The 22,082-nt window shown below is 69.3% G+C and carries 22 protein-coding genes; 10 read left to right on the top strand and 12 right to left on the bottom strand.

Going from position 1 to position 22,082, the window contains the following annotated elements; translation table 11 throughout:
• Window positions 1-7 precede the first annotated feature (7 nt).
• Together BN1959_RS03960 and BN1959_RS03955 are read right to left on the bottom strand one after the other, a co-directional pair.
• Complete coding sequence (locus BN1959_RS03960; RefSeq protein ID WP_053947414.1) at window positions 8-454, bottom strand: universal stress protein; 447 nt, start codon at window positions 452-454, stop codon at window positions 8-10.
• Window positions 451-1,533, bottom strand: coding sequence for a Gfo/Idh/MocA family protein (locus BN1959_RS03955; RefSeq protein ID WP_053949310.1), 1,083 nt, complete (start codon window positions 1,531-1,533; stop codon window positions 451-453). Before BN1959_RS03955 ends, BN1959_RS03960 begins: the two co-directional genes overlap by 4 nt.
• 230 nt (window positions 1,534-1,763) lie before the next feature.
• Between BN1959_RS03955 and BN1959_RS03950 the strand changes: the two genes are divergently transcribed.
• Complete coding sequence (locus BN1959_RS03950; RefSeq protein ID WP_053947413.1) at window positions 1,764-2,723, top strand: ROK family protein; 960 nt, start codon at window positions 1,764-1,766, stop codon at window positions 2,721-2,723.
• Here BN1959_RS03950 and trmB read toward each other — a convergent pair.
• A complete protein-coding gene (gene trmB, locus BN1959_RS03945; protein ID WP_053947412.1) occupies window positions 2,720-3,754 on the bottom strand; it encodes an HTH-type sugar sensing transcriptional regulator TrmB in 1,035 nt (344 codons plus the stop codon). The genes BN1959_RS03950 and trmB overlap by 4 nt on opposite strands.
• Before the next feature lie 106 nt (window positions 3,755-3,860).
• Here trmB and BN1959_RS03940 point away from each other — a divergent pair, with 106 nt between their 5' ends.
• Genes BN1959_RS03940 through kdgK1 form a run of 3 tightly spaced genes read left to right on the top strand, consistent with a single transcriptional unit; the run spans window position 3,861 to window position 7,016 of the window.
• Entirely contained in the window at window positions 3,861-4,772 is a 912-nt protein-coding gene (locus tag BN1959_RS03940) for a dihydrodipicolinate synthase family protein (RefSeq protein WP_053947411.1), read from the top strand.
• 31 nt (window positions 4,773-4,803) lie between these two features.
• On the top strand, window positions 4,804-6,039 hold the full coding sequence (locus BN1959_RS03935; RefSeq protein ID WP_053947410.1) for a mandelate racemase/muconate lactonizing enzyme family protein: 1,236 nt from the start codon (window positions 4,804-4,806) through the stop codon (window positions 6,037-6,039).
• Window positions 6,036-7,016, top strand: coding sequence for a bifunctional 2-dehydro-3-deoxygluconokinase/2-dehydro-3-deoxygalactonokinase (gene kdgK1, locus BN1959_RS03930; protein ID WP_053947409.1), 981 nt, complete (start codon window positions 6,036-6,038; stop codon window positions 7,014-7,016). Before BN1959_RS03935 ends, kdgK1 begins: the two co-directional genes overlap by 4 nt.
• A gap of 2 nt (window positions 7,017-7,018) precedes the next feature.
• Here the strand turns inward: kdgK1 and gfcR are convergent, their stop codons facing one another.
• A complete protein-coding gene (gene gfcR, locus BN1959_RS03925) occupies window positions 7,019-7,639 on the bottom strand; it encodes a transcriptional regulator GfcR (RefSeq protein ID WP_053947408.1) in 621 nt (206 codons plus the stop codon).
• Entirely contained in the window at window positions 7,636-8,676 is a 1,041-nt protein-coding gene (locus tag BN1959_RS03920; protein ID WP_053947407.1) for an alcohol dehydrogenase catalytic domain-containing protein, read from the bottom strand. The genes gfcR and BN1959_RS03920 overlap by 4 nt, the downstream gene beginning before the upstream one ends.
• A gap of 61 nt (window positions 8,677-8,737) precedes the next feature.
• On the opposite strand from BN1959_RS03920, the gene BN1959_RS03915 reads away from it, so the two are divergent.
• The gene (locus BN1959_RS03915) at window positions 8,738-10,006 is read left to right on the top strand and encodes an HAD hydrolase family protein (protein ID WP_053947406.1); all 1,269 of its coding nucleotides are present in this window, start codon (window positions 8,738-8,740) and stop codon (window positions 10,004-10,006) included.
• 1 nt (window position 10,007) lies between these two features.
• Here BN1959_RS03915 and BN1959_RS03910 read toward each other — a convergent pair whose 3' ends face one another.
• From BN1959_RS03910 to BN1959_RS03900, 3 genes are all read right to left on the bottom strand, one after another.
• Entirely contained in the window at window positions 10,008-11,375 is a 1,368-nt protein-coding gene (locus BN1959_RS03910) for an MFS transporter (protein ID WP_053947405.1), read from the bottom strand.
• Between the two features lie 53 nt (window positions 11,376-11,428).
• Window positions 11,429-12,412, bottom strand: a complete 984-nt coding sequence (locus BN1959_RS03905) for a PGF-CTERM sorting domain-containing protein (RefSeq protein ID WP_154018215.1) — start codon at window positions 12,410-12,412, stop codon at window positions 11,429-11,431.
• Between the two features lie 235 nt (window positions 12,413-12,647).
• Window positions 12,648-13,832: a DUF7827 domain-containing protein gene (locus tag BN1959_RS03900; RefSeq protein ID WP_053947403.1), complete on the bottom strand. Its 1,185-nt coding sequence runs from the start codon at window positions 13,830-13,832 to the stop codon at window positions 12,648-12,650.
• Between the two features lie 99 nt (window positions 13,833-13,931).
• Here BN1959_RS03900 and BN1959_RS03895 point away from each other — a divergent pair, with 99 nt between their 5' ends.
• Window positions 13,932-15,473: a cryptochrome/photolyase family protein gene (locus tag BN1959_RS03895; RefSeq protein WP_053947402.1), complete on the top strand. Its 1,542-nt coding sequence runs from the start codon at window positions 13,932-13,934 to the stop codon at window positions 15,471-15,473.
• 15 nt (window positions 15,474-15,488) lie between these two features.
• On the opposite strand, the gene BN1959_RS03890 is transcribed toward BN1959_RS03895, so the two are convergent.
• A complete protein-coding gene (locus tag BN1959_RS03890) occupies window positions 15,489-16,070 on the bottom strand; it encodes a GNAT family N-acetyltransferase (protein ID WP_053947401.1) in 582 nt (193 codons plus the stop codon).
• A gap of 48 nt (window positions 16,071-16,118) precedes the next feature.
• Window positions 16,119-16,547 carry a cytidine deaminase gene (gene cdd / locus BN1959_RS03885; protein WP_053947400.1) on the bottom strand — a complete coding sequence of 143 codons (429 nt, stop codon included), beginning with the start codon at window positions 16,545-16,547 and terminating at the stop codon, window positions 16,119-16,121.
• A 251-nt stretch (window positions 16,548-16,798) separates the two neighbouring features.
• Here cdd and BN1959_RS03880 point away from each other — a divergent pair, with 251 nt between their 5' ends.
• Window positions 16,799-17,029 carry a UPF0058 family protein gene (locus BN1959_RS03880; protein ID WP_053947399.1) on the top strand — a complete coding sequence of 77 codons (231 nt, stop codon included), beginning with the start codon at window positions 16,799-16,801 and terminating at the stop codon, window positions 17,027-17,029.
• A 237-nt stretch (window positions 17,030-17,266) separates the two neighbouring features.
• On the opposite strand, the gene BN1959_RS03875 is transcribed toward BN1959_RS03880, so the two are convergent.
• Window positions 17,267-17,719 carry a DUF555 domain-containing protein gene (locus tag BN1959_RS03875; protein ID WP_053947398.1) on the bottom strand — a complete coding sequence of 151 codons (453 nt, stop codon included), beginning with the start codon at window positions 17,717-17,719 and terminating at the stop codon, window positions 17,267-17,269.
• A gap of 80 nt (window positions 17,720-17,799) precedes the next feature.
• Between BN1959_RS03875 and BN1959_RS03870 the strand changes: the two genes are divergently transcribed.
• Window positions 17,800-18,252, top strand: a complete 453-nt coding sequence (locus tag BN1959_RS03870) for a bifunctional nuclease family protein (protein WP_053947397.1) — start codon at window positions 17,800-17,802, stop codon at window positions 18,250-18,252.
• A 54-nt stretch (window positions 18,253-18,306) separates the two neighbouring features.
• Window positions 18,307-18,789: an acyl-CoA thioesterase gene (locus BN1959_RS03865; RefSeq protein WP_053947396.1), complete on the top strand. Its 483-nt coding sequence runs from the start codon at window positions 18,307-18,309 to the stop codon at window positions 18,787-18,789.
• A gap of 59 nt (window positions 18,790-18,848) precedes the next feature.
• Here BN1959_RS03865 and BN1959_RS03860 read toward each other — a convergent pair whose 3' ends face one another.
• Window positions 18,849-19,886 carry a S1C family serine protease gene (locus tag BN1959_RS03860; RefSeq protein WP_053947395.1) on the bottom strand — a complete coding sequence of 346 codons (1,038 nt, stop codon included), beginning with the start codon at window positions 19,884-19,886 and terminating at the stop codon, window positions 18,849-18,851.
• Between the two features lie 144 nt (window positions 19,887-20,030).
• On the opposite strand from BN1959_RS03860, the gene BN1959_RS03855 reads away from it, so the two are divergent.
• Entirely contained in the window at window positions 20,031-21,905 is a 1,875-nt protein-coding gene (locus BN1959_RS03855) for an ABC transporter substrate-binding protein (protein ID WP_053947394.1), read from the top strand.
• Window positions 21,906-22,082 lie beyond the last annotated feature (177 nt).

Here is a 22,082-nt window from a genome sequence, read left to right as displayed (position 1 = left end):
CGTGGCCCTACGGCGCCCTGACGTACGTCACCGGACAGGGCGCGTTCGAGAGGATCTTCTGGGCCGTCGAACCGAACACCGCCTTCCCCGCCGCCGAGCGGCCGCGCCCGCCGACGATCAGCATGTCGGCGTCGACTCGCTCCGCGAGTTCGAGCACTTCGTCGCTCGTGTCGCCGACGGCGCCGTGTGACTCGTACTCGATACCCGCCGCAGAGAGCATCGCGCCGACCTCGCGGATCGTCGCGTGCCGCGTGGCGACGGTGTCCGACGTCACCTCGTCGTCGGGCCCGAACTCGAGTTGATCTTTCACCGTTTCGTACCCACCCTCGGAGAAGACGTGGACGAGCCGGACGGTCGCGCCCGCGGGCCCCGCCACGTCGATCGCCGTCTGTGCGACTGACTCCGTCCGCTCGGCCTCGTCACTGACCGCGACGACTATCGTGTCGAGACTCATCCGACCGTCACCTCCTCGCCGGCCGCGGCGCTTCGCTGGACGGCGTCGAAGGCTCGCTGGACCGCCAGCCCGTCGGCGAAGTCGGGCGCGTACGTGCTCTCCCCCTCGATCGCCGAGAGGAACGTGTGGTTCTCGTGGACGAACGTGTGTTCCCAGCCGAGCACGTGGCCGGGCGGCCACCAGTGCTCGAGGTACGGGTCGTCTTCCTCGGTCACGAGCACGGTCTCGAACCCGCGGTTCCCGGGGCGGTACAGTTCGAGCTCGTTCAGGCGTTCGAGCGAGAACCGGATCGCGCCCTCGGTCCCCTCGATCTCGATTGTGTGGTCGTTCTTCCGCCCGACGGCGACTCGGGAGGCTTCGAGCGTCCCGGCGGCGCCGTTTGTGAAGCGGACCTGTGCGCTGTAGGCGTCGTCGACGGTCACGGGGTCGGTCCCCTCGCCGTCGGCCGCGGGGCGCTCGTCGACGAACGTGGTGGTCTGGCCGCTCACGCGCTCGATCTCGCCGACGAGGAAGCGCGCGAGGTCGATCGTGTGCGCGCCGAGATCGCCCAGCGCGCCGCTGCCCGCGCGGTCGGCGTCGGTCCGCCAGCTCGCCGGCGCCTCGGGATCGACAAGCCAGTCCTGCAGGTACCGCCCGCGGAACTGCCGGATCTCCCCAAGTTCGCCCGCGTCGATGAGTCGCTTGGCGTACTGGATCGCCGGCACGTACCGGTAGTTGAAGCCGACCGCCGCGGTGGCGTCCGCCTCGCTCGCGGCCGCCGCCATGCGTTCGGCGGCGGCGAGCGTCGGCGCCATGGGTTTCTCACACAGCACCGGCGTCCCGGCCTCCAGCGCCGCGATCGTTGGCTCGGGATGGACGTGGTTCGGCCCGAGGTTGTAGAACACGTCCACGTCGGCGACCTCCTCGCGCCAGTCTGTCGCCGTTCGGGTGAAGCCGAGCCGGTCGACCGCCTCGGCGAGTGCGGCCTCGTCGCGACCGATCAGCACCTCGCGCTCGACCGCCGGCGCGTCCGGAACGAACATCGGCAGCCGCGCGAGCGCGTTTGCGTGGGCCTTCCCCATGAAGCCGTAGCCAAGCATCCCGACCGAGAGCGGTTCGCTCACGGTCCCACCTCGCCCGTCCCGCGTTCCGTGCCCCCCGACCGCCCACCTGCGGCCGGAAGCCGTCCCGAAGCCATCCCGTCAGTGGTTATGACTGTCACACCACACGGTCACGACCGACGCGTAAGAAATTTACTTACCTTCGAATCAATAGTTCACAACATGCGCTGGCACCGAGTCCGGACGGGCACGCCGCAAGCGGTGGACGGATGACCGCGTGGTTCGCGGCGGTCGATCTCGGTGCGAGCAACATCAAGGCCGTCGTCGGCGACGAGGACGGCACCGTCGTCAGCCGGGCACGCCGGCGGACCCCCCGTGGGCCGGACGGCGACGCGGTCGCCGACGCGATGGTCGCCGCGACTCGGGCAGCGCTCGACGACGCCGGCGTCGCGCCGACGGCGATCGTTCGCTGTGGCGTCGGCTCGATCGGGCCGCTCGATAAGGCCGCCGGCGAGCTCGGTCGCTCGGCCAACCTCGGGCCGAACGTCGATCGCGTCCCTCTCGCCGACCCACTCGGCGAACTCCTCGACGCGGACGTGACCGTGGTCAACGACGCCAACGCCGGCGTGATCGGCGAGCGCTTCTACGCCGACCGGAGTCCCGACGACATGGCCTACCTCACGATCTCCTCGGGGATCGGCGCCGGCGTCGCCGTCGACGGCCGCGTGCTCTCGGGCTGGGACGGCAACGCCGCGGAGGTGGGCCACGACACACTCGAAGTCGGCGGGATCACCTGCGGCTGCGGCGCCGAGGGCCACTGGGAGGCGTACTGCTCGGGGACGAACATCCCCCGGCACGCGCGGTACGTCCACGAGACCGAAGGCGTTCCGACCGAGCTCTCCCTGGACGAGATCGACGCGAAGGACGTGTTCGACGCCGCGGACGAGGACCCGCTCGCCGAGCGAGTGATCGAGCGCATGCAGGCGTTCAACGCCGCCGGGATCGCCGATCTGGTCCACGCCTACGCCCCGCTGGTGGTGTACGTCGGCGGCGCCGTCGCGCGGAACAACCCCGAACGGGTCGTCGATCCGGTCCGCGAACGGCTCCCGGAGCTGGTGATGACGAACGTCCCCGAACTCCGGCTCACGTCGCTGGGCGACGAGGCGGTCGTCCGCGGCGCGCTCGCGGCCGCGATCACCGCGACCGACCGCTCGCAGCTCCGGCCTTAGGCGCGCTCGATCGTGATCTCGTGGGCCTCGACGTCCTCCAGCGCCGCGACCCGGCCGCCGACCCGGACCTCGCCGTCCCCGGTGTCGAGCGTGAGTGACGCGATCGACTCCTCGTCGTTGCGCGTCGTGTCGACGACCTCGCCCGCCACGTCGCGGGGCTCGCCGCCCAGCACGTCCCGCCCCTCGACGGTCGCCCGGAGCGGCCCGTCGAGCGCCTCGACCTCCTCCACACAGCGCCGCAGCGACGCGTACCGGCGGGGGAGGCTCCGGTCGGGCGTCGTCGCTAGCGTCTCGCCGGAGGCCCACAGCACCGTCGAGACGAACCCCGAGACGAGAAACCCCAGCTCCGAGCGGTTGAACACCACGCCGTAGCGCTCCTTCCCGCGGCTGACCGCCTCGCGGGTCGCGTACAGCGAGAACTCCCCGTCGCCGACCGCCGCGACGGGCGTGGTGACGCCGCGGCGCGACCGGGCCGTCGTCGCGACCTCGGTGTAGTCGTACGCCTCGGGGTCGGGCACCGCCGCGGCGGGGGAGACGAGCAGTTCGATCGTGACGCCGGCCTCGCGTTTGGCCCGGAGTTCGTCCTCGAACTCGGCCAATAGGTCCGGTGTGAGAGAGAGCAGCAGTTCGAACTCCGCGGACTCGATCACCTCCCGCAGGTAGCGCTCGATCGTCGCGGGCGACTTGATCAGCGTGACCGCCTCGGCGTCTCGGGCCGGCGCGGTGTAGCGCTGTTCGAGGCCACTGACGAGTTCGTCGAGCGAGGACCGCACGCCGCCGAACGCCTCCTCGGGCTCGATCGCGAGCACCTGCATCGGTCGGGACTCCTGGAGCTCCACGAACCCGTGATCTGCGAGGCTTCGGACCGTGTCGTACACGCGGGGCTGGGGGATGTCCGTCCGGTCGGCGATCTCGGTCGCGGTGAGCCGGCCGTGTTCGAGCACGGCCAGATACGCCTCGATCTCGTACTCGCCGAAGTCGAACGTCTCCCCGACCCGCTCCAGCGCCGTGCGCAGGTCGTCGTCGTGCATACTCAGTGGGAACTGTCCCCCCGACCATAAACACCGGCGTCCCGTTCACTCGGTTCCGAGTACCCGTGTCGGTAGTTCCAAGGGAGCGCCCGCCCTCCCGTCGGCCATGTCCGCACCCACCCCCGGCGCGGCCGACCCGCTCTCGCTGCACGGCGTCGTCCCGCCGACCGTAACCGCGTTCGACGCCGACGGCGAACTGGACGCCGAGACGACCGCCGCCCACGCCCGCTTCGTCGTCGATCGCGGCGTCCACGGCGTGTTCCCGCTCGGGACGAACGGCGAGTTCGCGCTGCTCGGGCCCGCGGAGCGCGACGCGGTCGTCCGCGCGGTCGTCGACGAGGTGGGCGACGAAGTGCCGGTGATCGCCGGCGTCGGCGAACCGGCGACCCGCCGGACCGTCGAGCGCGCGCAGGCTGCGGAGCGGGTAGGCGCCGACGGCGTCGTGGTCGTCACGCCGTACTACTACCCCCTCGACGGCGACGCCGCAGTCGAGCACTACCGAACGGTCTGCGATGCGGTCGACTGCCCGGTGTACGTCTACCACATCCCCTCGAAGACGGGGAACGACTTGAGCCGCGAGACGCTCGAGGAACTCGCGGCCATCGACAACCTCGCCGGGCTGAAGGACTCCTCGAAGGACGTGCCGTGGCTGGGGCAGGCCGTCGCCGCCCACGACGATCTCACCTTCCTCGCGGGCTCGGACTCCCTGCTGAAGCCCGGGCTCGACCTCGGCTGCACCGGGATGGTGTCGGCGGTCGCGAACGCCTTCCCCGAACTGGTGGTCGACCTGTACGAGGCGTACGACGCCGGCGAGCGTGAGCGCGCCGCGGATCTGCAGGAACGGGTGTACGCGGTTCGCACGGCGATCAAGCGCGGCCCGTACATGGCCGGCGTGAAGGAGGCACTTACACACCGCGGGTTCGACGCCGGGCCGCTGCGCTCGCCGCTGCGACGGATGGACGAGGCGGACAGCGCGGCGCTCCGGGCTGATCTCGACGAACTCGGGCTGTTAGAGTAATCTTTTACTACGCGTGTAGTAACTGTTCGCCATGGTCGACTACTCGGAGCTCCACGATCCGAACGCGGAGTACACGATGCGGGAGCTCTCCGCCGAGACGATGGGCGTCACGGGCGAGCGCGGCGGGGGTCGGGACGTCGAGATCACCGACGTACAGACGACGATGGTCGACGGGAACTTCCCGTGGACGCTCGTCCGGATCTACACCGACGCCGGCGTCGCCGGCACGGGGGAGGCGTACTGGGGCGCCGGCGTGCCGGAACTGATCGAACGGATGAAACCGTTCCTGCTCGGCGAGAACCCGCTGGACATCGACCGCCTCTACGAGCACCTGATCCAGAAGATGTCCGGCGAGGGCTCCGTCGAGGGCGTGACCGTCACCGCCATCTCGGGGATCGAGGTGGCGCTGCACGACCTCGCGGGGAAGATCCTCGACATCCCGGCGTACCAGCTGCTGGGCGGGAAGTACCGCGACGAGGTCCGGGTGTACTGCGACTGCCACACCGAGGCGGAGGCAGACCCCGAAGCCTGCGCGGACGAGGCCGAACGCGTCGTCGAGGAGCTCGGCTACGACGCGCTGAAGTTCGACCTCGACGTGCCGAGCGGGCTCGAAAAGGACCGCGCGAACCGCCACCTCCGGCCGGGCGAGATCCGCCACAAGGTCGAGATCGTCGAGGCCGTCACCGAGCGCGTGAAGGACCGCGCGGACGTGGCCTTCGACTGCCACTGGACGTTCTCCGGCGGCAGCGCCAAACGGCTCGCCGAGAAGCTGGAGCCGTACGACGTGTGGTGGCTCGAAGATCCCGTCCCGCCGGAGAACCTCGACGTGCAGGAGGAAGTCACGAAGTCGACGACGACGCCGATCACGGTCGGGGAGAACCGCTACCGCGTGACCGAGCTCCGCCGGCTGATCGAGGACGGGGCCGTCGACATCGTCGCCCCCGACCTGCCCAAGGTCGGCGGGATGCGTGAGACGCGGAAGATCGCCGACGTGGCAAACCAGTACTACGTCCCCGTCGCGATGCACAACGTCGCCTCGCCGATCGCGACGGTCGCGGCGGCCCACGTCGGCGCCGCGGTGCCGAACTCGCTGGCGGTCGAGTACCACTCCTACGAGCTCGGCTGGTGGGAGGATCTGGTCGAGGAGGACGTGATCGTCGACGGCTCGATCGAGGTGCCCGAAAAGCCGGGGCTCGGCGTCACCCTCGACCGCGACGCCGTGGCCAAACACTTAGTCGACGGCGAGGAACTGTTCGACCCGGTATGAGCCTATCCGCCGGCGGCGACGGCCCGAAACCGACGCTCGCCACCTTCGGCGAGAGCATGCTGCGGTACAGCCCCCCGGCCGGCGACCGCCTCGAGACGGCCGACGAGCTCGCGGTCCACGTCGGCGGCGCCGAGAGCAACGTCGCCGTGGCCGCGGCCCAACTCGGCTGTGAGGCGGCGTGGCTGTCGAAGCTGCCCGACTCGCCGCTGGCCCGCCGCGTGGAGCGTGGAGTTCGCGAACACGGCGTCGAGCCCCTCGTCGCGACCGGTGAGGGGCGTGTCGGGACGTACTACCTCGAGCCGGGCGGGAAGCCCCGCGGGACCACCGTCGTCTACGACCGTGAGGACGCCGCGATCCGGACGGCGACGCCAGACGAGTTAGCGGTCGACCGCGTTCGCGCCGCGGACGCGTTCTACACCAGCGGGATCACGCCCGCGCTCTCGGAGACGCTGCGAGAGACGACCGCGGCGCTTCTGAAAGCGGCGGGCGACGCCGGCATCACGCGCGCGTTCGATCTCAACTACCGATCGAAGCTCTGGACGCCCGCCGAAGCAGCCGACAAACTCCGTCCGCTGTTCGAACACGTCGACGTGCTGGTCGTCGCGGAACGCGACGCCGAGGCCGTGCTGGACCGCGACGGCGAGGCCGGGCAGATCGCACACAGCCTCGGCGTCGAACACGACTGCGAGGCGGTAGTCGTGACCCGCGGCGAGGCGGGCGCAGTCGCCGCCCACAGCGGCGAGATCCACGAAGCCGACGCGCTGGAAACCGACACTCTCGACCCGGTCGGGACCGGCGACGCGTTCGTCGGCGGGCTGCTCGCGAGCCTGTTGACCGGCAGTTCGGTTCCGAGCGCGCTCGACGCCGCGACCGCGACCGCGGCGCTGAAGCGGACCGTCGCGGGCGACGCGGCAGTCGTGACGCCGGAAGAAGTGGCGGCGGTGGTCGACGGCGGTGCCGACGAGATCGACCGCTGAACTCAGGCGCCGTCGCCGACCCGGATCACCTGTAGTAGCGAGTACACCGGCACGCCGTCGACTTCGTCGACGCCGCGCTTGTCCGCGAGCACGCCGCAGGCGACGGGCTCGCCCCCGCGGGCACGGACGGCGTCGATCGTCTCCTGCATCGTGGTGCCGGAGGTGATGGTGTCGTCGACGATGTAACACTCCCGCTCGCGGACCTCCGCGAAGTTCCGGGAGAAGCCGCCCTCAAGGTTCTCGATGCTGCCCTCCTCCCACTGGTGTTTTCGGGGCGTGTACGTCGCGAGATCCGTGTCGAGCTCCGTCGCAACGGTCGTCGCGAGCGGACCGCCGGCTTTCTCGACGCCGACGGTCAGGTCCACGTCCTCACCTTTCTTCGAGAGGAGGTCCGCCAGCGCGGCTGCGACGTTGCCCAGCCGCGAGGAGTCCCGGCCGACCGCCGACCAGTCGACGTGGATGTCGCCCGGGCCGCCGCCCTGAGCGGGCGTGGCGCCGGCACGCTCGACCAGCCACGAGGCGGTTTCCCGGGAGACGTTGAGCTCGTCGGCGATCTCCCCCTTCGAGAAGCCGCGGTCGGCGAGCGAGCGTGCCTCCTCGATTAGGTCGTCGACGTTCTTCATGGGTCGAGTTCGACTGCCGCCTTGATAACGTCGCTGTCCAGCGCCGCCTCGAACTCCTCGATTGGGTAGACGTGCTCGACGAACGCCGAGCGGACCGACGCCGGCATCGCGTCGAGCCACTCGATCGCCCGCTCGAAGTCGGTGTAGCCGGCGTTGACCGAGCCGACCGTCGCACGGTTGCCGAGCACCAGTTCGCGGTGGAAGTCGGCGAGATCCACCTCGGCAGTGTGGGGCTCCGGCACCCCGAGCAGCGCCGCGACGCCGTTTGGCGCCAGCGCCGACACCGACTGGACCGCGTGTGGCGCGTAGCCGGTCGCCTCGAACACCAGATCCATCGGCGCGTACGCCTCGGGCACCGACTCGACCGGCGTCTCGCGGGAGTCGACGTACGTCGCGCCGGCCTCGATCGCGAGCTCGACCGCGGGGTCGTCGCGGTCACGGCGGCCGAGACAGTACACCCCCTCGAACCGTTCGGCGAGCACGGGAACCGTCAGCAGCCCCAGCGACCCCGTCCCGAGCACCAGCGCGCGGTCGCGGTCCCACGTGAACGGCTCGCGGGACGCCGCTGCCAGCTCCAGCGCCTTCGCGGAGATCGACAGCGGTTCGACGAGGAACCCGTACGGCGCCAGCCGCTCGGGCAGCGGGACGAGGTACTCGCTCGGGACGGCGACGTACTCGGCCATGAACCCGTCGGCGCCGTCGATGCCGCACTCGACGGTCTCGTCCATCGGCGCCATGTCGGGCTCGCCCCGGCGGAAGTACTCGTTGTACCCCCCGGGCGGCCGCCGGACAGTCGGGACGACCGTGTCGCCGACCTCGAACCCCGTCCCGTTCGGCTCCGCCACGGTGCCGACAGCCTCGTGGCCGAGCACCATCGACGCCTCGACGCCGCCGTGTACGCCGTCGAGTACCTCGCGATCGGTGCCGTCGATGCCGACCCGATCGACCCGGATCAGCGCCTCGCCGGGTCCCGGATCCGGCCGCGGCCGGTCGACCAGCCGCGGCAAGCCGTCTTCGTGCAGCACAACTGCGTCCATGCAACACCGTATCACACAGCCGCACAAAACGTTTATCCTATAGTGAGTAAAGATTTGAGCCATGCGAAACCCCGACCGCTCGGGCGTCGACCACCGCGAACGGCTCGACCGGCTGTACGACGAGTTCGACACCGCGTCGATCCGTTCCCTGCGCGACTTCGTGGAGCTGTTCCCGCCGGTGGACTCGACGGCCGCGCTGGAGCGGTGGGAGACCGCACGTGCGGACTTCGAGAGTCGGAACGGCCGGATCGTCGACGCGTTCGGGGCCGCGTACGCCGACATCGCCAGCCGCGCGACCCGGGAGACCGCGAGGACGGCCGCCGACCTCTGGGAACGCGAGGGGCGGGCGATCAACGTGCTCGTGCTCGACGTGGACGAGACGCTGCGCTCGGCGGGGAGCACGGACAACGAGATCCCCCGCGAGACGCTCCATCTGCTGACGGAACTGCACGACGACGGGGTGCCGATCGTGATCTGCACCGGGCAGACGCTGGAGAACGTGAAGGGGTTTCTCGTGCAGGGGCTCGGCAGCGAGCTCGTCCACTCGGGCGATCTCTCGGTCGTGTACGAGGCCGGCAACGGCGTGTTCACGCCCGGGCACGGCTCGGACACCAAGCAGCTGCTGTACGAGGAGCTGGCGCCGTCGGTCCGGCGCGTGTTCGAGCAGGTGCGGTCAAGCGCGCTCGGCGACGCCCCGCAGGCGGTCGCCCGCGGCTGTCACCTCCAGGGCAACGAGTTCAACGTCACCCTCAAGCCCAACCACGAGACCGGCAGCGACGACGCGCGGGCGGTGATCGACGAGGCGTTGCGCCACCAGATCGACTCGCTGGGCCGGGCAGTCGCCGCGGAGACCGGAATCGACGGGGACGCGGAGAGATGGGCCCGCGCCTACTACGCCGCCGCCGACGCCGAGATCGCCGCCGTGCTCGACCGCGTTGGTGCGTCAGTCCCCGAGATCACCGTCCCGGAGCCGGTCAGGGAGCTGTTCGAACGCGTGGACGTTGGGTACTACGAGGCCGACGCCGCGGAGATCACGTCGCTCGAACTCGACAAGGTCGCCGGCGTCGAGGCCGCCTTCGACGTGCTCGGCATCGACGACCCGTTCGCGCTGGTGCTCGGCGACTCGAAGTCGGACCTGCGGGTGATGGAGTGGGTCGAACGGACCGACGCCGGGGTCGCGGGCGCGCCGGAGCACGCCTCCGAGGTGGTGCTGGACCACGTCCGCGACACCGACGGGCTGCTGTTCGACCGCGGCGACGCCGGAACGCCGCTTCGGACGGCGATCGCGCTGAACCGACTGGCCGCGTTCGAGCGCGGCGACGGCCGCTGAGCTACCACTCCGTCAGCGCGCCGCGGCCGTGGAACCACGTGAGTACGACCGCGAACGTGAGCGCGCCCGTCACCGCGAACGCGCCGCCGACGAAGAACACCGTCGCGATGCCGTACTGGCTCCAGAGCCAGCCGGCGAGCACGGGGCCGAGCACGCTTCCCGGGCGCCAGACGAGCTCGCGGATGCCGAAGCTGGCGGCGATCCCGCCCTCGTCGGCGCCCTCGTCGGCGAACAGCGCCATGCTCGCGGGCTCCCGGAACGCGTCGACGACGCCGAGCAGGCCGTTGATCACGAGGAGGGGGATAAAGGCCGGACCGAGCTTCCCGAGCAGCGAGTACCCCGCGCCGACGCCGACCAGGTCGCTGAGCAGCGACGGGACGATCAGCTCGTACGTCTCGGGGAGCCCGATCGCCGCCCCGATCGCCGGCGTGAACGGGACCGCGAGCGCGACCAGCCCGTACGCGCCGCCGCCGGCGAACACGAACAGCGAGCGCCCGTAGTCGTCGGAGAGGCGGCCGGTGAACGGCTGACAGAGCATGTTCGTGAGCTTCTCGGCGACGAGGACGAACGCGACCGCCAGCCCGGCGTACGCCAGCCCGCCCCGGGCCGCCGAGACGCCGGCGAAGATGCTCACCCACGACCGGACGACGGTGACGGCGACGGCGTACTGCGCGCGGAACGAGGTGAGCGTGATGATGCGCTTGTTGAGCGCCAGCCCCGCGAACGGGTTGCCGTACGAGCGGCTCTCGTCGGCCGGGAGGTAGAGCCAGACGCCCGCGATCGCGAGCGCGAAGGAGGCGACGATGACCGTGTAGATCGGCGTGAAGCCGATGACCTGGTACAGTCCGCCCGCGATGATCATCCCGAGGATCGACGCGAGGAAGCGGACCGAGTTGGCCTTCCCGATGCTGTTGGCCCGCTCGCCGTGGTCGGCGAGCTCGCCGACGAGCGAGAGCGTCATCAGCCCCGAACCGGTGACGGCGACGCCCTGCAGCGCGCGGACGCCGATGAACGCGGTGCTGTCGGCGAAGCTCGTCGAGAGCTCCACGCCGAGGAACGAGCCCGCGACGCCGGCGACGGCGTCGCCGATCGGCTGGACGTTCGCGAACGCGACGTAGGCGAGCACGCTCACGCTCAACACCCCGAGCAGCACTTTCTTCTTGTCGAAACGGTCGCCCGCCCACGCCAGCGGGATCACCACGATCGTCTGTGCCAGCGTAAACCCCGTGATGAACAGCCCGCCCATGAAGTCCGAGGCGTTCAGCACCTCGATGTAGAACGGGATCAGCAGCGCGAGCGTCGAGTAGCCAAAGCCCGTCGCGAACCGAGAGAGGTAGAGCGACCAGAACTGCAGGCGTTCCTGGTTCACACGCCGACTGCGGGGGAGGATCGAAAAGGGGTTTCGCTTCGATACTCCGGGGGTTACGCGCGACGGCCGACGACGGCGCCGGCACCGAGCAGCGCGAGCAGCGCGGCGACGACGCCGAAGCCGGGTCCGGACGTACTGGTCTCGCTCGACGCTGTGGTGTCAGTCACCGTGGGGCTCTCGGTCGGGGCGGGCGTGTCGGTCGAAGCGGCCCCCGTCGTGCCCGTCACGGTCGCGTTCAGGTCGGTCTCCTCGGCGGTGACGCGAACCGTGTACTCCTCGCCCGCGTCGAACCCGTCGAAGGAGAGTTCGCCGGTCGCGCGGCCGTCTGCGCCGACAGTCACCTGTGTGGTCTGTGTCTCACCGGTCTCGCTGGGCGAGAGTGCGACCGTCAGCGAGGTGCCGGGAGAAAGCAGCGTCGCGGCGGTGAACTCGGCGGTGTCGCCGGCGGTCGCTTCGTCGACGCCGCCGACGAAGTTGACCGACGGCTCGACGACGCCGAACGTCGCCGTTCGAGTGTAGTTCTCGCCCTCGGTGACCGCGTCGGTCACCGTCGCCGTGGCGGTGAAACTGTCCCCGACCGCCGCGGTCGGGGTGCCGTTGCCCTGCTGGAACGCCGCCGTCGCGAGGTCGACCGCGACGTAGACGGCACTCTCGGTGGCGCGGACGGCGACCCCGTCGCTGTCGGCGGTCGCATCCATCGTCTTCGCGGTGGCGTTCGTGTCGACGCTGCTCGCGGTCTGTCGGAGCGAGAGCGTCAGTTCGTCGCCGAGCAGCGTCCCGTCGTCGTCGGCTTCGGCGGGCACGCCGGAGGCGTTGAGTCGGAACACGGCCACGTCGCTCGCGGCGACGAGGCTATCGGTCGAGTCGGCCGCCGTGGCAGCCTCCGCGGCAGCAGAGGCCGAGGCGGTCGCCGGCGCCGTCGTCACGGTGAGGTCGCCGACGGCATCCTCGCCGATAGGTGCGGTCGCGGCCGCGGGTGCGGCGGCGGCGACGAGCAGTACGACTGCGAGTGAGAGTGCGGTGTGTCGTGCGTTCATGGATCGTGTCGGATCGACGGCCCGCGACCCCATCCCCTGATCGCTCCGGGGTTCGGCGGCGTTGGCCGGTGCTGGAAGCACAGTCGCTCCGGCGGAGGGCGATACTGGGCGGGGGCTGGCGGAGGATCCGACCGCTATCTGTCGGTTTTCCGGGGCGAACTAAACGCTTCCCTTCCGAACGGTGTTTGGGCCCCGTTGACGCCGCGCTATCGGCAAAATTCGCCGGTCGAGGGGGTCAGAGCTCCAGCCGGTTCCCTCTCGCGACGAACACGACGACCGCCAGCGCGGGCACCGCGGTCACGACACCGAACCCGGGCGACTCCGTCGTCGTTACGGCAGTCGCCGTGGTTGTCTCAGTCGATGTCGGCGACTGCGTCGGTGTCGATGACTGCGTGGTCGTCGGCGAAGCGGTGGCTGTCGGCGTCGCCGAACCGGAGGCTGGCTCGCCGACCGTCAGCACCGGCCCCCAGTCGTACCGCTCCGCGGCGACCGTTTCGGGCTCCCCGACGTCGGCCCCGAGCCGATACTCGCCCGGCGGGAGCGTCCCGTTCCACGTCGTGAACCCGGCGGCCGGGTGGCGTCGAACCACGTCCGCGCCGACGGCGCTGAACGCCGCTTCGAGACTCTCGGCGTCGGTGTCGAGCCGAACGTCGACCCTGCCGTCGGCGTCCTCGTCGACGACTATGAGCCCGGCACGGGAGCCAGCGTCCTCGGTGCCGACGACGAGCGTCGCGACCCGCGTGCCCGGCATGCCGACGGTCAGGATCGCGACCTCGCCGGCGTCGACTTCGGCGTCGCCGTCGATCTGTGGTTCGGTCAGTTGGACGGTCGTGTTTCGGGAGATCCTCGTCTCGTTCGCGGCGATCGTCAGGGTCGCGACGTATCCCTGCGCGACCCGGGGCCGTGGGTCGAGCGCGTGAGTTCCGGGTTCGCCGTCGTACTCCCACGTCGCGTTCGGGAGATCGACGACGACGTAGCGGTCATCGTCGACGACGAACGTCCGGACGGCGTCGCCGGATCTCGACGTGTTCAGCCGGAGCGGCAGTCGCTCGGGCGTCGTCGACGCCTCGGTCTGGCGCATACCGAACTGCAGCACGTCGCCGAGCGTGGAGTCGTTCGACGGCTCCGTGGCCGTGCTGCCGTTCAGCCGGAACAGCACGGTGCCGTTCGGGTGGACGGCGTCGGTCGGTGCCAGTCGGCCGGCCGCTGCGGCAGCACGGATCTCGTCCGGTTCCGCGTCGGGCGGTGGGAGTGTCGCGCTGAGGTTCCCCACGGCTGGGGCAGCCGTTTCGTCAAGCTGCTCGGCGGTGCTGGGGCCGCCGACAGCGGCCACCGTCGGCGGCGCAGCAACCGCCAGCACGAGCACGACGGCGATGCTTCCGACGCGGAGGCGCGGGCTGGAGGGACGTCGCGGGGACATTGTCGGTTCTCGTGGGGTAGAACTGGCGCGCGATGGCTGATAAACGTTTGTGGGGGCCGGTGCCAGTAGTTTCAGGGAACCGCCGGCCGACGTGCCGGTATGGCGATCTTCTGGCACCGACGGGATCTGCGGGCGAGCGATAACCGCGGGCTTGCGGCGGCGGCCGACGATGCCGACGGAGTGGTTCCGGTGTTCGTCTTCGATTCAGCCGTGCTCGAACACGGGAGCGACGCCCGAGTGCGGTTCATGCTCGACTCGCTCGCGGAACTCCGTGAGGCGTACCGAGAACGGCGGAGCGATCTCGTGGTGGCCCGGGGTGACCCCGCCGAGGTGCTGCCCGCGCTCGCGGCGGCCGTCGACACCGGGACAGTCCACTGGAACGCGGACTACTCCGGGCTGGCACAGGACCGCGACGACCGAGTCGAGGCGGCGCTCGACGGGGCGGGCGTCGACACGGAAACGCACCACGACGCGGTGCTCCACGAGCCGGGAACGATCCGGACCAACGCCGGCGAGCCGTACTCGGTGTACACCTACTTCTGGAAGAAGTGGCGCGACCGCGAGAAGCCCGACCCGTTCGAGGCGCCCGACGCTGGTGACCTCGCGGACGCCGACGCGCTCGCCCCGAACGCGCTGGTGGACTCGTTCACAGGTGAGTTCGACCTCGACGACGCGCTGCAGGCAGAGCTTCCGTCGATCGAGGAGTTGGGGTTCGAGGAGCCGGACGCCGACGTGCAGGCCGGAGGAACGACGGCTGCCCGCGACCGGCTCGAAGCGTTCTGTTCGGCGGGGATCTTCGAGTACGAGGAAGAACGGGAGTACCCTGCGCGGGAGGGGAGTTCGCGGCTCTCGCCACACCTCCGGTTCGGGACCATCGGCCTTCGGGAGGTGTACGACGCGACCGAAGCGGCGATGGAGGAGGCCGAACGACGCGACCAACAGCGGGACGAGTCAGGGGGTGAGGCGGACGGCGACGACAACGACGAACTCGGGCCGGCGCAGGAGAGCGTCCGGACGTTCCAGTCGCAGTTAGCGTGGCGGGAGTTCTACGCGCAGGTGCTCTACTTCAACCCCGAGATCGTGACGGCGAACTACAAGTCCTACGAGAAGCCGATCGACTGGCGCAACGACGACGACGAGCTCGCCGCGTGGAAGGCCGGCGAGACGGGCTATCCGATCGTCGACGCCGGGATGCGTCAGCTCCGCGAGGAGGCGTGGATGCACAACCGCGTGCGGATGATCGTCGCCTCCTTCCTCACGAAGGATCTGCTGTGGGACTGGCGGGCGGGCTACGCCCACTTCCGCGACCGGCTCGTCGACCACGACACCGCGAACGACAACGGCGGCTGGCAGTGGGCGGCCTCGACCGGCACCGACGCCCAGCCGTACTTCCGGATCTTCAACCCCGCCACGCAGGGCGAGCGATACGACCCCGACGCCGAGTACATCAGGGAGTACGTCCCTGAGCTCCGGGGGCTCGACGCCGAAGAGATCCACGGCTGGGTCGAGAAGAGCGACGCGGAACGTGAGGAGCTGGGCGTCGACTACCCGGACCCGATCGTCGACCATAGCGAGCGTCGCGAGGAGGCGCTCGCGATGTACAAACGGGCTCGCGGGGAGGATCCCGACGAGGACGAGTAGAGCCGGCGGAACGGACTATCCGGTGTCGTACTTGTACGTCGCTTCCTCCGCGTCGATGCCGAAGTCCTCGGCGCTCTCCTCGGGCTCCTCGGTCTCGTTGCCGCCTTTCTCGGCGTTCTTGAACCGCTCGCGGAGCTCGGCGGGCATCTCGAAGGCACCGGTGTCGATCGCCACGACGGCCACGTCCTCGTCGACCTCCTCGCGTTTCTGTTCGAGTCGGTCGCGGATCACCGGCGGGCGCGCGTCGGCGTCGGCGGTCTCGAAGCCGAACTGTTGGAGGTAGTCGTCGCTATCGGTGATCGAGTACACCGTCTCGAACTCGTTGTCGGCCGCGAGGTCGATCAGCCGCTCGACGACGTGGGCGCCGACACCCTGCCCGCGCCAGCCGTCCACGACGCCGATCCCGGTGAGCTCACAGACCTCCCCCTGGTCGGTCTTGTGGATGCGGTAGCGGCCGAAGCCGGCCCGGTCGTTCGTCCGTTCGTCGACCGCGATCACGTAGTCCCGCGAGCGGAAGGCGGTGCTGTCGAGCCCCATCTCCTCGATCCGGTCGAGCAACCACGCCTCGTCCCGGTTCCGTGCGTCGCGGACGTACATGTACGGCCGTATGGCCCCGGGGGGCAAATGGCTTCCGCGGGTTCGGGGTCAGTCGTCGTCGGCTTCGGGGTCGATCCCCAGCATCCCCGGGGTGATCGTGTCGGGGATGAGCTCGCCCAGCGAGTACTCGTTGTACTCCCCGTCGCCCGTGTCGCAGTACACCGGCACGTCCTCGTCGCCGAACTCCGCGAGGGTCTGTCGGCACATCCCACACGGCGTGACGCCGTCGCGCTCCGCGGAGGTGACCGCGACCGCCGCGATCGAGCGGTGGCCCGCCCGGACCGCGCTGCCGACCGCGACCTCCTCGGCGTGGAGGGCATTGCTGTAGTTGGCGTTCTCGATGTTACAGCCGGTAAAGATCTCCCCGGCGTCGGTGAGGACCGCAGCGCCGACGCGATACTCGGAGTAGGGGACGTAGGCGGCGTCGAGGGCGTCGCGGGCCCGCTCGATCAGCGACGCCGGATCGGTGGTCTCCATACCCGGACCTCCGCGTGGACCGACTTGAAACGTCTGAAACCCGACGGGCGGGTCGTGATCACGCTAACGATCCGCACGAGGGCGACGACGTCGATCCGGGTGCACGGCGGAACGCCGCCGCGGCACGCCCGACATGTTGGCGGTTTCACTGATTTCGCCGATTTCGGGCGAACCAGCCGCTGTGTGGGCCTTGTTTGTTAACAATACTCAAAGTAACCCTATAACCCTCCGGACGGTAGAGAACGGTGGATATGAAGAAACAGGAGCTCATTCACCTCCACGGTCTTCTCTCGGAGGTACGAGCCGAGTACGAAGAGACCGGGGAACCGGACGTCGACCTGAGCGGCTACGAGGAGTTCGGGGTCCAGCCGACGTCGATCCACCGCTCGAAAACCGACCACAAGCGCGCCGTCTTCGAACTCGTCGACGGACTGACTGGCTCACCGGACGAGACGGAAGCGATCCCCGCGACGGCCGACTGACGCGCCGACATCACCTCCTGCGACTCACGCTCGGGAGCGGCGGTGCCGTTCGCAGCGAACAGAGCGCGCGGCAGGCACGCGCCGAAACTCGGTGTTACACGATCACGGGATCGGTTCCGACGACCGACATGGCGTCGGTCGCCGGTCGCGCGCCGCGACTGGGTTACTACACGATCACGGCATGGGCTCCGCGGCGGCGCGACGGAGCGCGCGGCAGGTCACACGCCGTGATCGGTTTCACTCCCGATGCTGTTCGACCATCTCTTCGAACTCCGGGAGCAGTGCCTCCTCGTCGCCGTCGTCCGCCGGCTCGACGTCTTCGGTGGCGTCGATCTCCCCAGTCTCGCTCTCGTCCTCCTCGGCCGGCTCACAGGAGAGGCGTTCGAGCGGGATTCCTTCCAGCCGGCTGCCGATCTCCGAGCGCGCGATCCGGACGGCGTGATCCTCGCTCTCGACGTCGTACACCGTCATCCCGAGTTCGAGCGCGACCAGCCCCTCGCCGGCGGCGACGGTCGCCGGCGGAAGCTCGGCACCCCGGGGCGAGCGACGGTTGCGGGGCTCGATATCCACGTAGGAAAGGTCGGGGTTGAGCTGCTTCCCGACCTTCGAGATGGCCGCGCCGACGGCTGCATCGGGCGTCACCACGTCGTAGACCGGTACCGCCGCCTCCAGCACGACTCGGCAGTCCATCGGCCGGACGTTCGCGGGCCGGCAGCATGAACGTTCGGTCCCGCGACAGCTATTTGCGGGTTCGAGCCGATCCTGCCATCATGAACCACGTCGCCGAACTCACCGGCATCGCGACGGGGAATACGCCGTCGGGGGAGGAGGTCCCGGCCGCGCTGCTGCGCGCCAGCGGGGAGTATCTCCCCGTCTTCGTCACCGACGATCAGGCCGACGCGATCCAGCGCGGGCTCGCGGGCGACCCGTTCGATCGGCCGCTGACGCACGACCTGCTCGTCGAGATGGTGACGGAGTTCGGCGGGGCGTTCGACCGCGTGCGGATCGACGAGCTCCGAGAGGGGACGTTCTACGCGAAGATCGACGCCCAGCGCTACGAGGATGGCGAGCCCGAGTCGCGCACCTTCGACGCCCGACCCAGCGACGCTGTCGCGATCGCGGTGCGGGTGGACTGCCCGATCGAGATCGACGACGACGTGCTCGACGCGGCGGGCCGCAGCCGCGAGGAGCTCGGTGTCGACCGCCCCGACGGCGACGAGTAGCCCGCCATCGACGGGATCGGCGGCTTTGAGTGCGCCGCGGCCGGAGCGGTGCCCATGACCCAGACGGCGACGCTCGCGGAGTCGTACACCGAGATGACCGAGCTCCTCCTCCCGAACGACACGAACAACCTCGGCCGGGCGCTCGGGGGCGCCGTCCTCCACTGGATGGACATCTGTGGCGCCATCGCGGGGATGCGCTTCGCGAACCGACAGGTCGTCACGGCGTCGATGGATCACGTCGACTTCATCTCGCCGATCGACCTCGGCGAGGTGGCGGTGGTCCAAGCGTACGTGTTCAACACCGGCCGCACCAGTGTCGACGTGAAAGTCGACGTGCGCGCGGAGGATCCCCGGGAAGGCGAGGAACGAAAGACGACGGCTTCCTTCTTCACCTTCGTCGCGCTCGACGAGGAGGGGACCCCGGCGGAAGTGCCGTCGCTTGCGTGCCCGACAGAGGACGAGGAGGTGCTCCGCGAGGAGGCTGTCGAGGAACGGAAACAGCAGTTCGAGGATCTCGTCGAACGGATGGAGGAGTAACTCGGGCCGCGGCCCCGCGCCGTTCTCGCTCGTCGTCCGGCGTCGCTCCCACGCGGGCTTTATCGCGGGTCCGGCCGCGTCCCCAGCGTCACGTCCACGGTCCGGCGCTCGCCGTCGCGGATCACCGTCACCGCGATCGTGTCGCCCGGGCTCGTCTCCAGTGCGAGATAGGTGCCGAGCTGGCCCGTCGTCTCGATTCGGGTCCCGTCGAACGCGACGATCACGTCGCCGCCGGTCGGTTGGGGCGACTCTTCGACGATCACCATCTCGCTGCCGCCCTGCAGGACGCCGTCGGCGGGGCTCCCCGTGGGGACCGCCGAGACGTAGACGCCGCGGGCCTCGTCGAGATCGTTGGCCGCCGCGAGCAGCGGTGTGACGGGGCGAATGCGTACACCGAGGTAAGAATGCTCGTAGCTGCCCGTCTCGGCCAGCTCGGGGATCACCCGTTCAGTCAGCGAAGCACTGATCGCGAAGCCGACGTTCTCGGCGCCGGCCTGTGTGACTACGCCCGCCACGTCGCCCTCGAGCGTGAGCAGTGGGCCGCCGCTGTTGCCGGGGTTGACCGCCGCGTCGGTCTGGATCGCGCCGGAGATGGTGAAGTTCTGGATCGAGGAGATCGTCCGGTTCACGCCCGAGACGACCCCGGAGGTGAGCGACCCCGCAAGCCCCAACGGCGCGCCGACGGCGGCGACGCGGGTGCCGACCGGGGGCTGTTCGTCGAGGAGCGACAGTGGGTCGGCGTCGACGGGCGGGTCGACTGAGAGCGCGGCGAGATCGCTGTACGGGTCGCTCCCCAGTATCTCGGCCTCGGTCCAGTCGCCGTTCGCGAACTGTGCGCGTACCGTGTCCGCGCCCGTAACGACGTGCGCGTTGGTGACCAACACGCCGTCGTCGAAGAGCCAGCCCGACCCCTCACCGAGCGCGCCGCGGGAGTCGTACACGCGCAGGCGGACGACCGACGGCGAGACCGCCTCGTAGAGATCGACGAACGGCTGTTCACCGTCTATCCCCGAGTCGCCGCCCGGAGCGGAGCAGCCCGCGAGCGCAGCGATCCCGGCACCTGCGACAGTGAGAAACTGGCGGCGGGAGTAGTCCATAGCCGTTTTGGGAAAGCAACGAATAAACGGGTTTGGGTCGGGATTTTTCGCCGGTTCCAGTGGGTTCTTGTGAATTGGTAACTATCCCCAAGTAACTATCACTACATAACGTTTAAGTTCGGCACGGTGGGATACGTTGTCAGGATGTCCGAAAATAGTGATTTCGATCGTCGTAAGTTCCTCCAGGCGACTGGTGCCGCTGCGCTGACGGCCAGCGTCGCCGGCTGTACCGACGGCGGCGAGGGCTCGCCGACCGACGGCTCCGACGGTGACGGCACCGATACGTCCACCGGGACCGACGGCCAGGGCGGTAACGAGGAGTTCACCGGGCTCGACTCCTACCCGTACTCGCCGGGCGAGACCGACGTGGAGAGCGCCCGTCAGGTGATGGAGGAGGCCGGCTACGGCCCCGACAACCGCTTCGAACTCGACTGGCTCCAGTACACGAGCCCGGCGTGGAAGGAGATGGCCAACACCATCCGTTCCCGCCTCGAGAGCGCCCACATCGACATGAGCATCGCGGAGGCCGACTTCAGCGGCCTGCTCAGCCGAACCGAGAAGGGCGACATGCAGGCGTTCACGCTGGGCTGGATCGCGGACTACCCCGCGCCCCAGAACTTCCTCCAGCTGATCGACCCCGAGAACACCGTCTACGACGGCGAGGGGCCGGCGCCCAACGGCGCACGGCTGTTCTGGACCGAGGACTCCGAGACGGAGACGGACGTCCGGAACTTCATGACCGAGCAGTTCGACCAGATCCAGAACAACCCCCAGCAGTCCGAGGAGGCTCAGCAGGCCCGTGACGAAGCGGCCGTCAAGATGGAGGAAGGTCTCTGGGAGTCCGCCGCGCTGCTGCCGATGTACCACCAGGTGTCCCAGAGCTTCTGGTACGACCGCCTCGACTACAGCCCGCCGGGCGGGATGGGCAGCTCGCGGTCGAAAGAGAACATCTCCGTCAAGGGGCTCGAGGGGAAGGACCGCCTCGACAAGATCTCGGCGACGTTCAGCGCGCTCGACCCGATCGCCTCGGGGAACACGGCCTCGGGCGGGAAGGTGATGAACCTGTTCGACGCGCCGATGAACTACCACAACGGGACCACCGAGGTCCGGAACCTCCTCGTCGACGACTACACCGTCAGTGACGACCTGACGGAGTACGAGTTCACGCTCAAGGAGGGGATCCAGTTCCACGGCGACTACGGCGAGGTCACCGCCGACGACATGGTGTACTCGATCCGCCGCCTCGTCGAGTCCTCCAACTCCACGAACACCTACTTCCCGAACTCGGTGCTCAACATCGAGCGCGAGACCGACGACGAGGGCAACGTCGTCCCCGACTCGACCGGCGTCGAGGCCACGGGCGACTACACGTTCACGGTCACGCTCCAGAACTCGTTCCCGTTCGCGCTGTCGGTGCTCGCCTACTCCGCGTTCTCGGTCGTTCCCGAGGGCATCGTGGGCGACATCGAGGGGTACGAGGGCGAGATGAGCTGGGAGGAGTTCTCCACCAACCCGGTCGGCTGTGGTCCGTTCGAGTTCGCGAGCTGGGAGTCCGGCAACGGCGGCGAGTTCTCCGCCGACACGTTCGAGGACTACCACGGTCAGGAGGCCGCGATCGACGGCATCGACGCCGCGATCATCACCGACACCTCGGCCTCGTACAACTACTTCCTGAACGAGAACGCCGACGTGTCCGGAATCCCGACCTCGAAGTACGACCCGGGCAAGGTCAGCATCGAGGAGACGGTCGACGGGATCGACCGCGGTACCTACGGGCCGATGGAGAACGACAAGACGGTCAACATGGCCCAGTCCGCGACGATCAACACCTACTACGTGGCGTTCAACATGCAGGAGGTGCCCAAGCCGGTGCGCGAGGCGATGGCGTACGTCGTCAACCGGCCACAGTTCGTCGATAGCGTCTTCAAGGGCCGCGGTGCGCCCGCCTACCACCTGACCCCGACGCAGGTGTTCCCCGGCGGCGCCTCGGCCTACGACAGCCACTGGCAGGGCGAGTAACTCCCGACCCGCGCTCGACCATTCGAGCGCATCGACAGGGTGAAAACCTCGCCGGCCGATGTTCGTCATAGTCGTGCCGGTGTGACACAGCCACGATATCATTGTTCGGTATGATTAGACTTCCATCCTCTCGTCGCCAACCACGTCGGTACCCGGTCCGTACCGACACTGATGTAT

The sequence above is a fragment of the Halolamina sediminis genome, assembly GCF_001282785.1.
Classification (GTDB): Archaea; Halobacteriota; Halobacteria; order Halobacteriales; family Haloferacaceae; genus Halolamina; species Halolamina sediminis.
This window is presented reverse-complemented; position numbering and strand designations above follow the sequence as displayed.

What these genes read in the sequence shown, in the direction of transcription:
- BN1959_RS03960 (WP_053947414.1), bottom strand. Translation starts at nt 454, where the DNA reads ATGAGTCTCGACACGATAGTCGTCGCGGTCAGTGACGAGGCCGAGCGG.
- BN1959_RS03955 (WP_053949310.1), bottom strand. Translation starts at nt 1,533, where the DNA reads ATGCTTGGCTACGGCTTCATGGGGAAGGCCCACGCAAACGCGCTCGCG.
- BN1959_RS03950 (WP_053947413.1), top strand. Translation starts at nt 1,764, where the DNA reads ATGACCGCGTGGTTCGCGGCGGTCGATCTCGGTGCGAGCAACATCAAG.
- trmB (WP_053947412.1), bottom strand. Translation starts at nt 3,754, where the DNA reads ATGCACGACGACGACCTGCGCACGGCGCTGGAGCGGGTCGGGGAGACG.
- BN1959_RS03940 (WP_053947411.1), top strand. Translation starts at nt 3,861, where the DNA reads ATGTCCGCACCCACCCCCGGCGCGGCCGACCCGCTCTCGCTGCACGGC.
- BN1959_RS03935 (WP_053947410.1), top strand. Translation starts at nt 4,804, where the DNA reads ATGGTCGACTACTCGGAGCTCCACGATCCGAACGCGGAGTACACGATG.
- kdgK1 (WP_053947409.1), top strand. Translation starts at nt 6,036, where the DNA reads ATGAGCCTATCCGCCGGCGGCGACGGCCCGAAACCGACGCTCGCCACC.
- gfcR (WP_053947408.1), bottom strand. Translation starts at nt 7,639, where the DNA reads ATGAAGAACGTCGACGACCTAATCGAGGAGGCACGCTCGCTCGCCGAC.
- BN1959_RS03920 (WP_053947407.1), bottom strand. Translation starts at nt 8,676, where the DNA reads ATGGACGCAGTTGTGCTGCACGAAGACGGCTTGCCGCGGCTGGTCGAC.
- BN1959_RS03915 (WP_053947406.1), top strand. Translation starts at nt 8,738, where the DNA reads ATGCGAAACCCCGACCGCTCGGGCGTCGACCACCGCGAACGGCTCGAC.
- BN1959_RS03905 (WP_154018215.1), bottom strand. Translation starts at nt 12,412, where the DNA reads ATGAACGCACGACACACCGCACTCTCACTCGCAGTCGTACTGCTCGTC.
- BN1959_RS03900 (WP_053947403.1), bottom strand. Translation starts at nt 13,832, where the DNA reads ATGTCCCCGCGACGTCCCTCCAGCCCGCGCCTCCGCGTCGGAAGCATC.
- BN1959_RS03895 (WP_053947402.1), top strand. Translation starts at nt 13,932, where the DNA reads ATGGCGATCTTCTGGCACCGACGGGATCTGCGGGCGAGCGATAACCGC.
- BN1959_RS03890 (WP_053947401.1), bottom strand. Translation starts at nt 16,070, where the DNA reads ATGTACGTCCGCGACGCACGGAACCGGGACGAGGCGTGGTTGCTCGAC.
- cdd (WP_053947400.1), bottom strand. Translation starts at nt 16,547, where the DNA reads ATGGAGACCACCGATCCGGCGTCGCTGATCGAGCGGGCCCGCGACGCC.
- BN1959_RS03880 (WP_053947399.1), top strand. Translation starts at nt 16,799, where the DNA reads ATGAAGAAACAGGAGCTCATTCACCTCCACGGTCTTCTCTCGGAGGTA.
- BN1959_RS03875 (WP_053947398.1), bottom strand. Translation starts at nt 17,719, where the DNA reads ATGGACTGCCGAGTCGTGCTGGAGGCGGCGGTACCGGTCTACGACGTG.
- BN1959_RS03870 (WP_053947397.1), top strand. Translation starts at nt 17,800, where the DNA reads ATGAACCACGTCGCCGAACTCACCGGCATCGCGACGGGGAATACGCCG.
- BN1959_RS03865 (WP_053947396.1), top strand. Translation starts at nt 18,307, where the DNA reads ATGACCCAGACGGCGACGCTCGCGGAGTCGTACACCGAGATGACCGAG.
- BN1959_RS03860 (WP_053947395.1), bottom strand. Translation starts at nt 19,886, where the DNA reads ATGGACTACTCCCGCCGCCAGTTTCTCACTGTCGCAGGTGCCGGGATC.
- BN1959_RS03855 (WP_053947394.1), top strand. Translation starts at nt 20,031, where the DNA reads ATGTCCGAAAATAGTGATTTCGATCGTCGTAAGTTCCTCCAGGCGACT.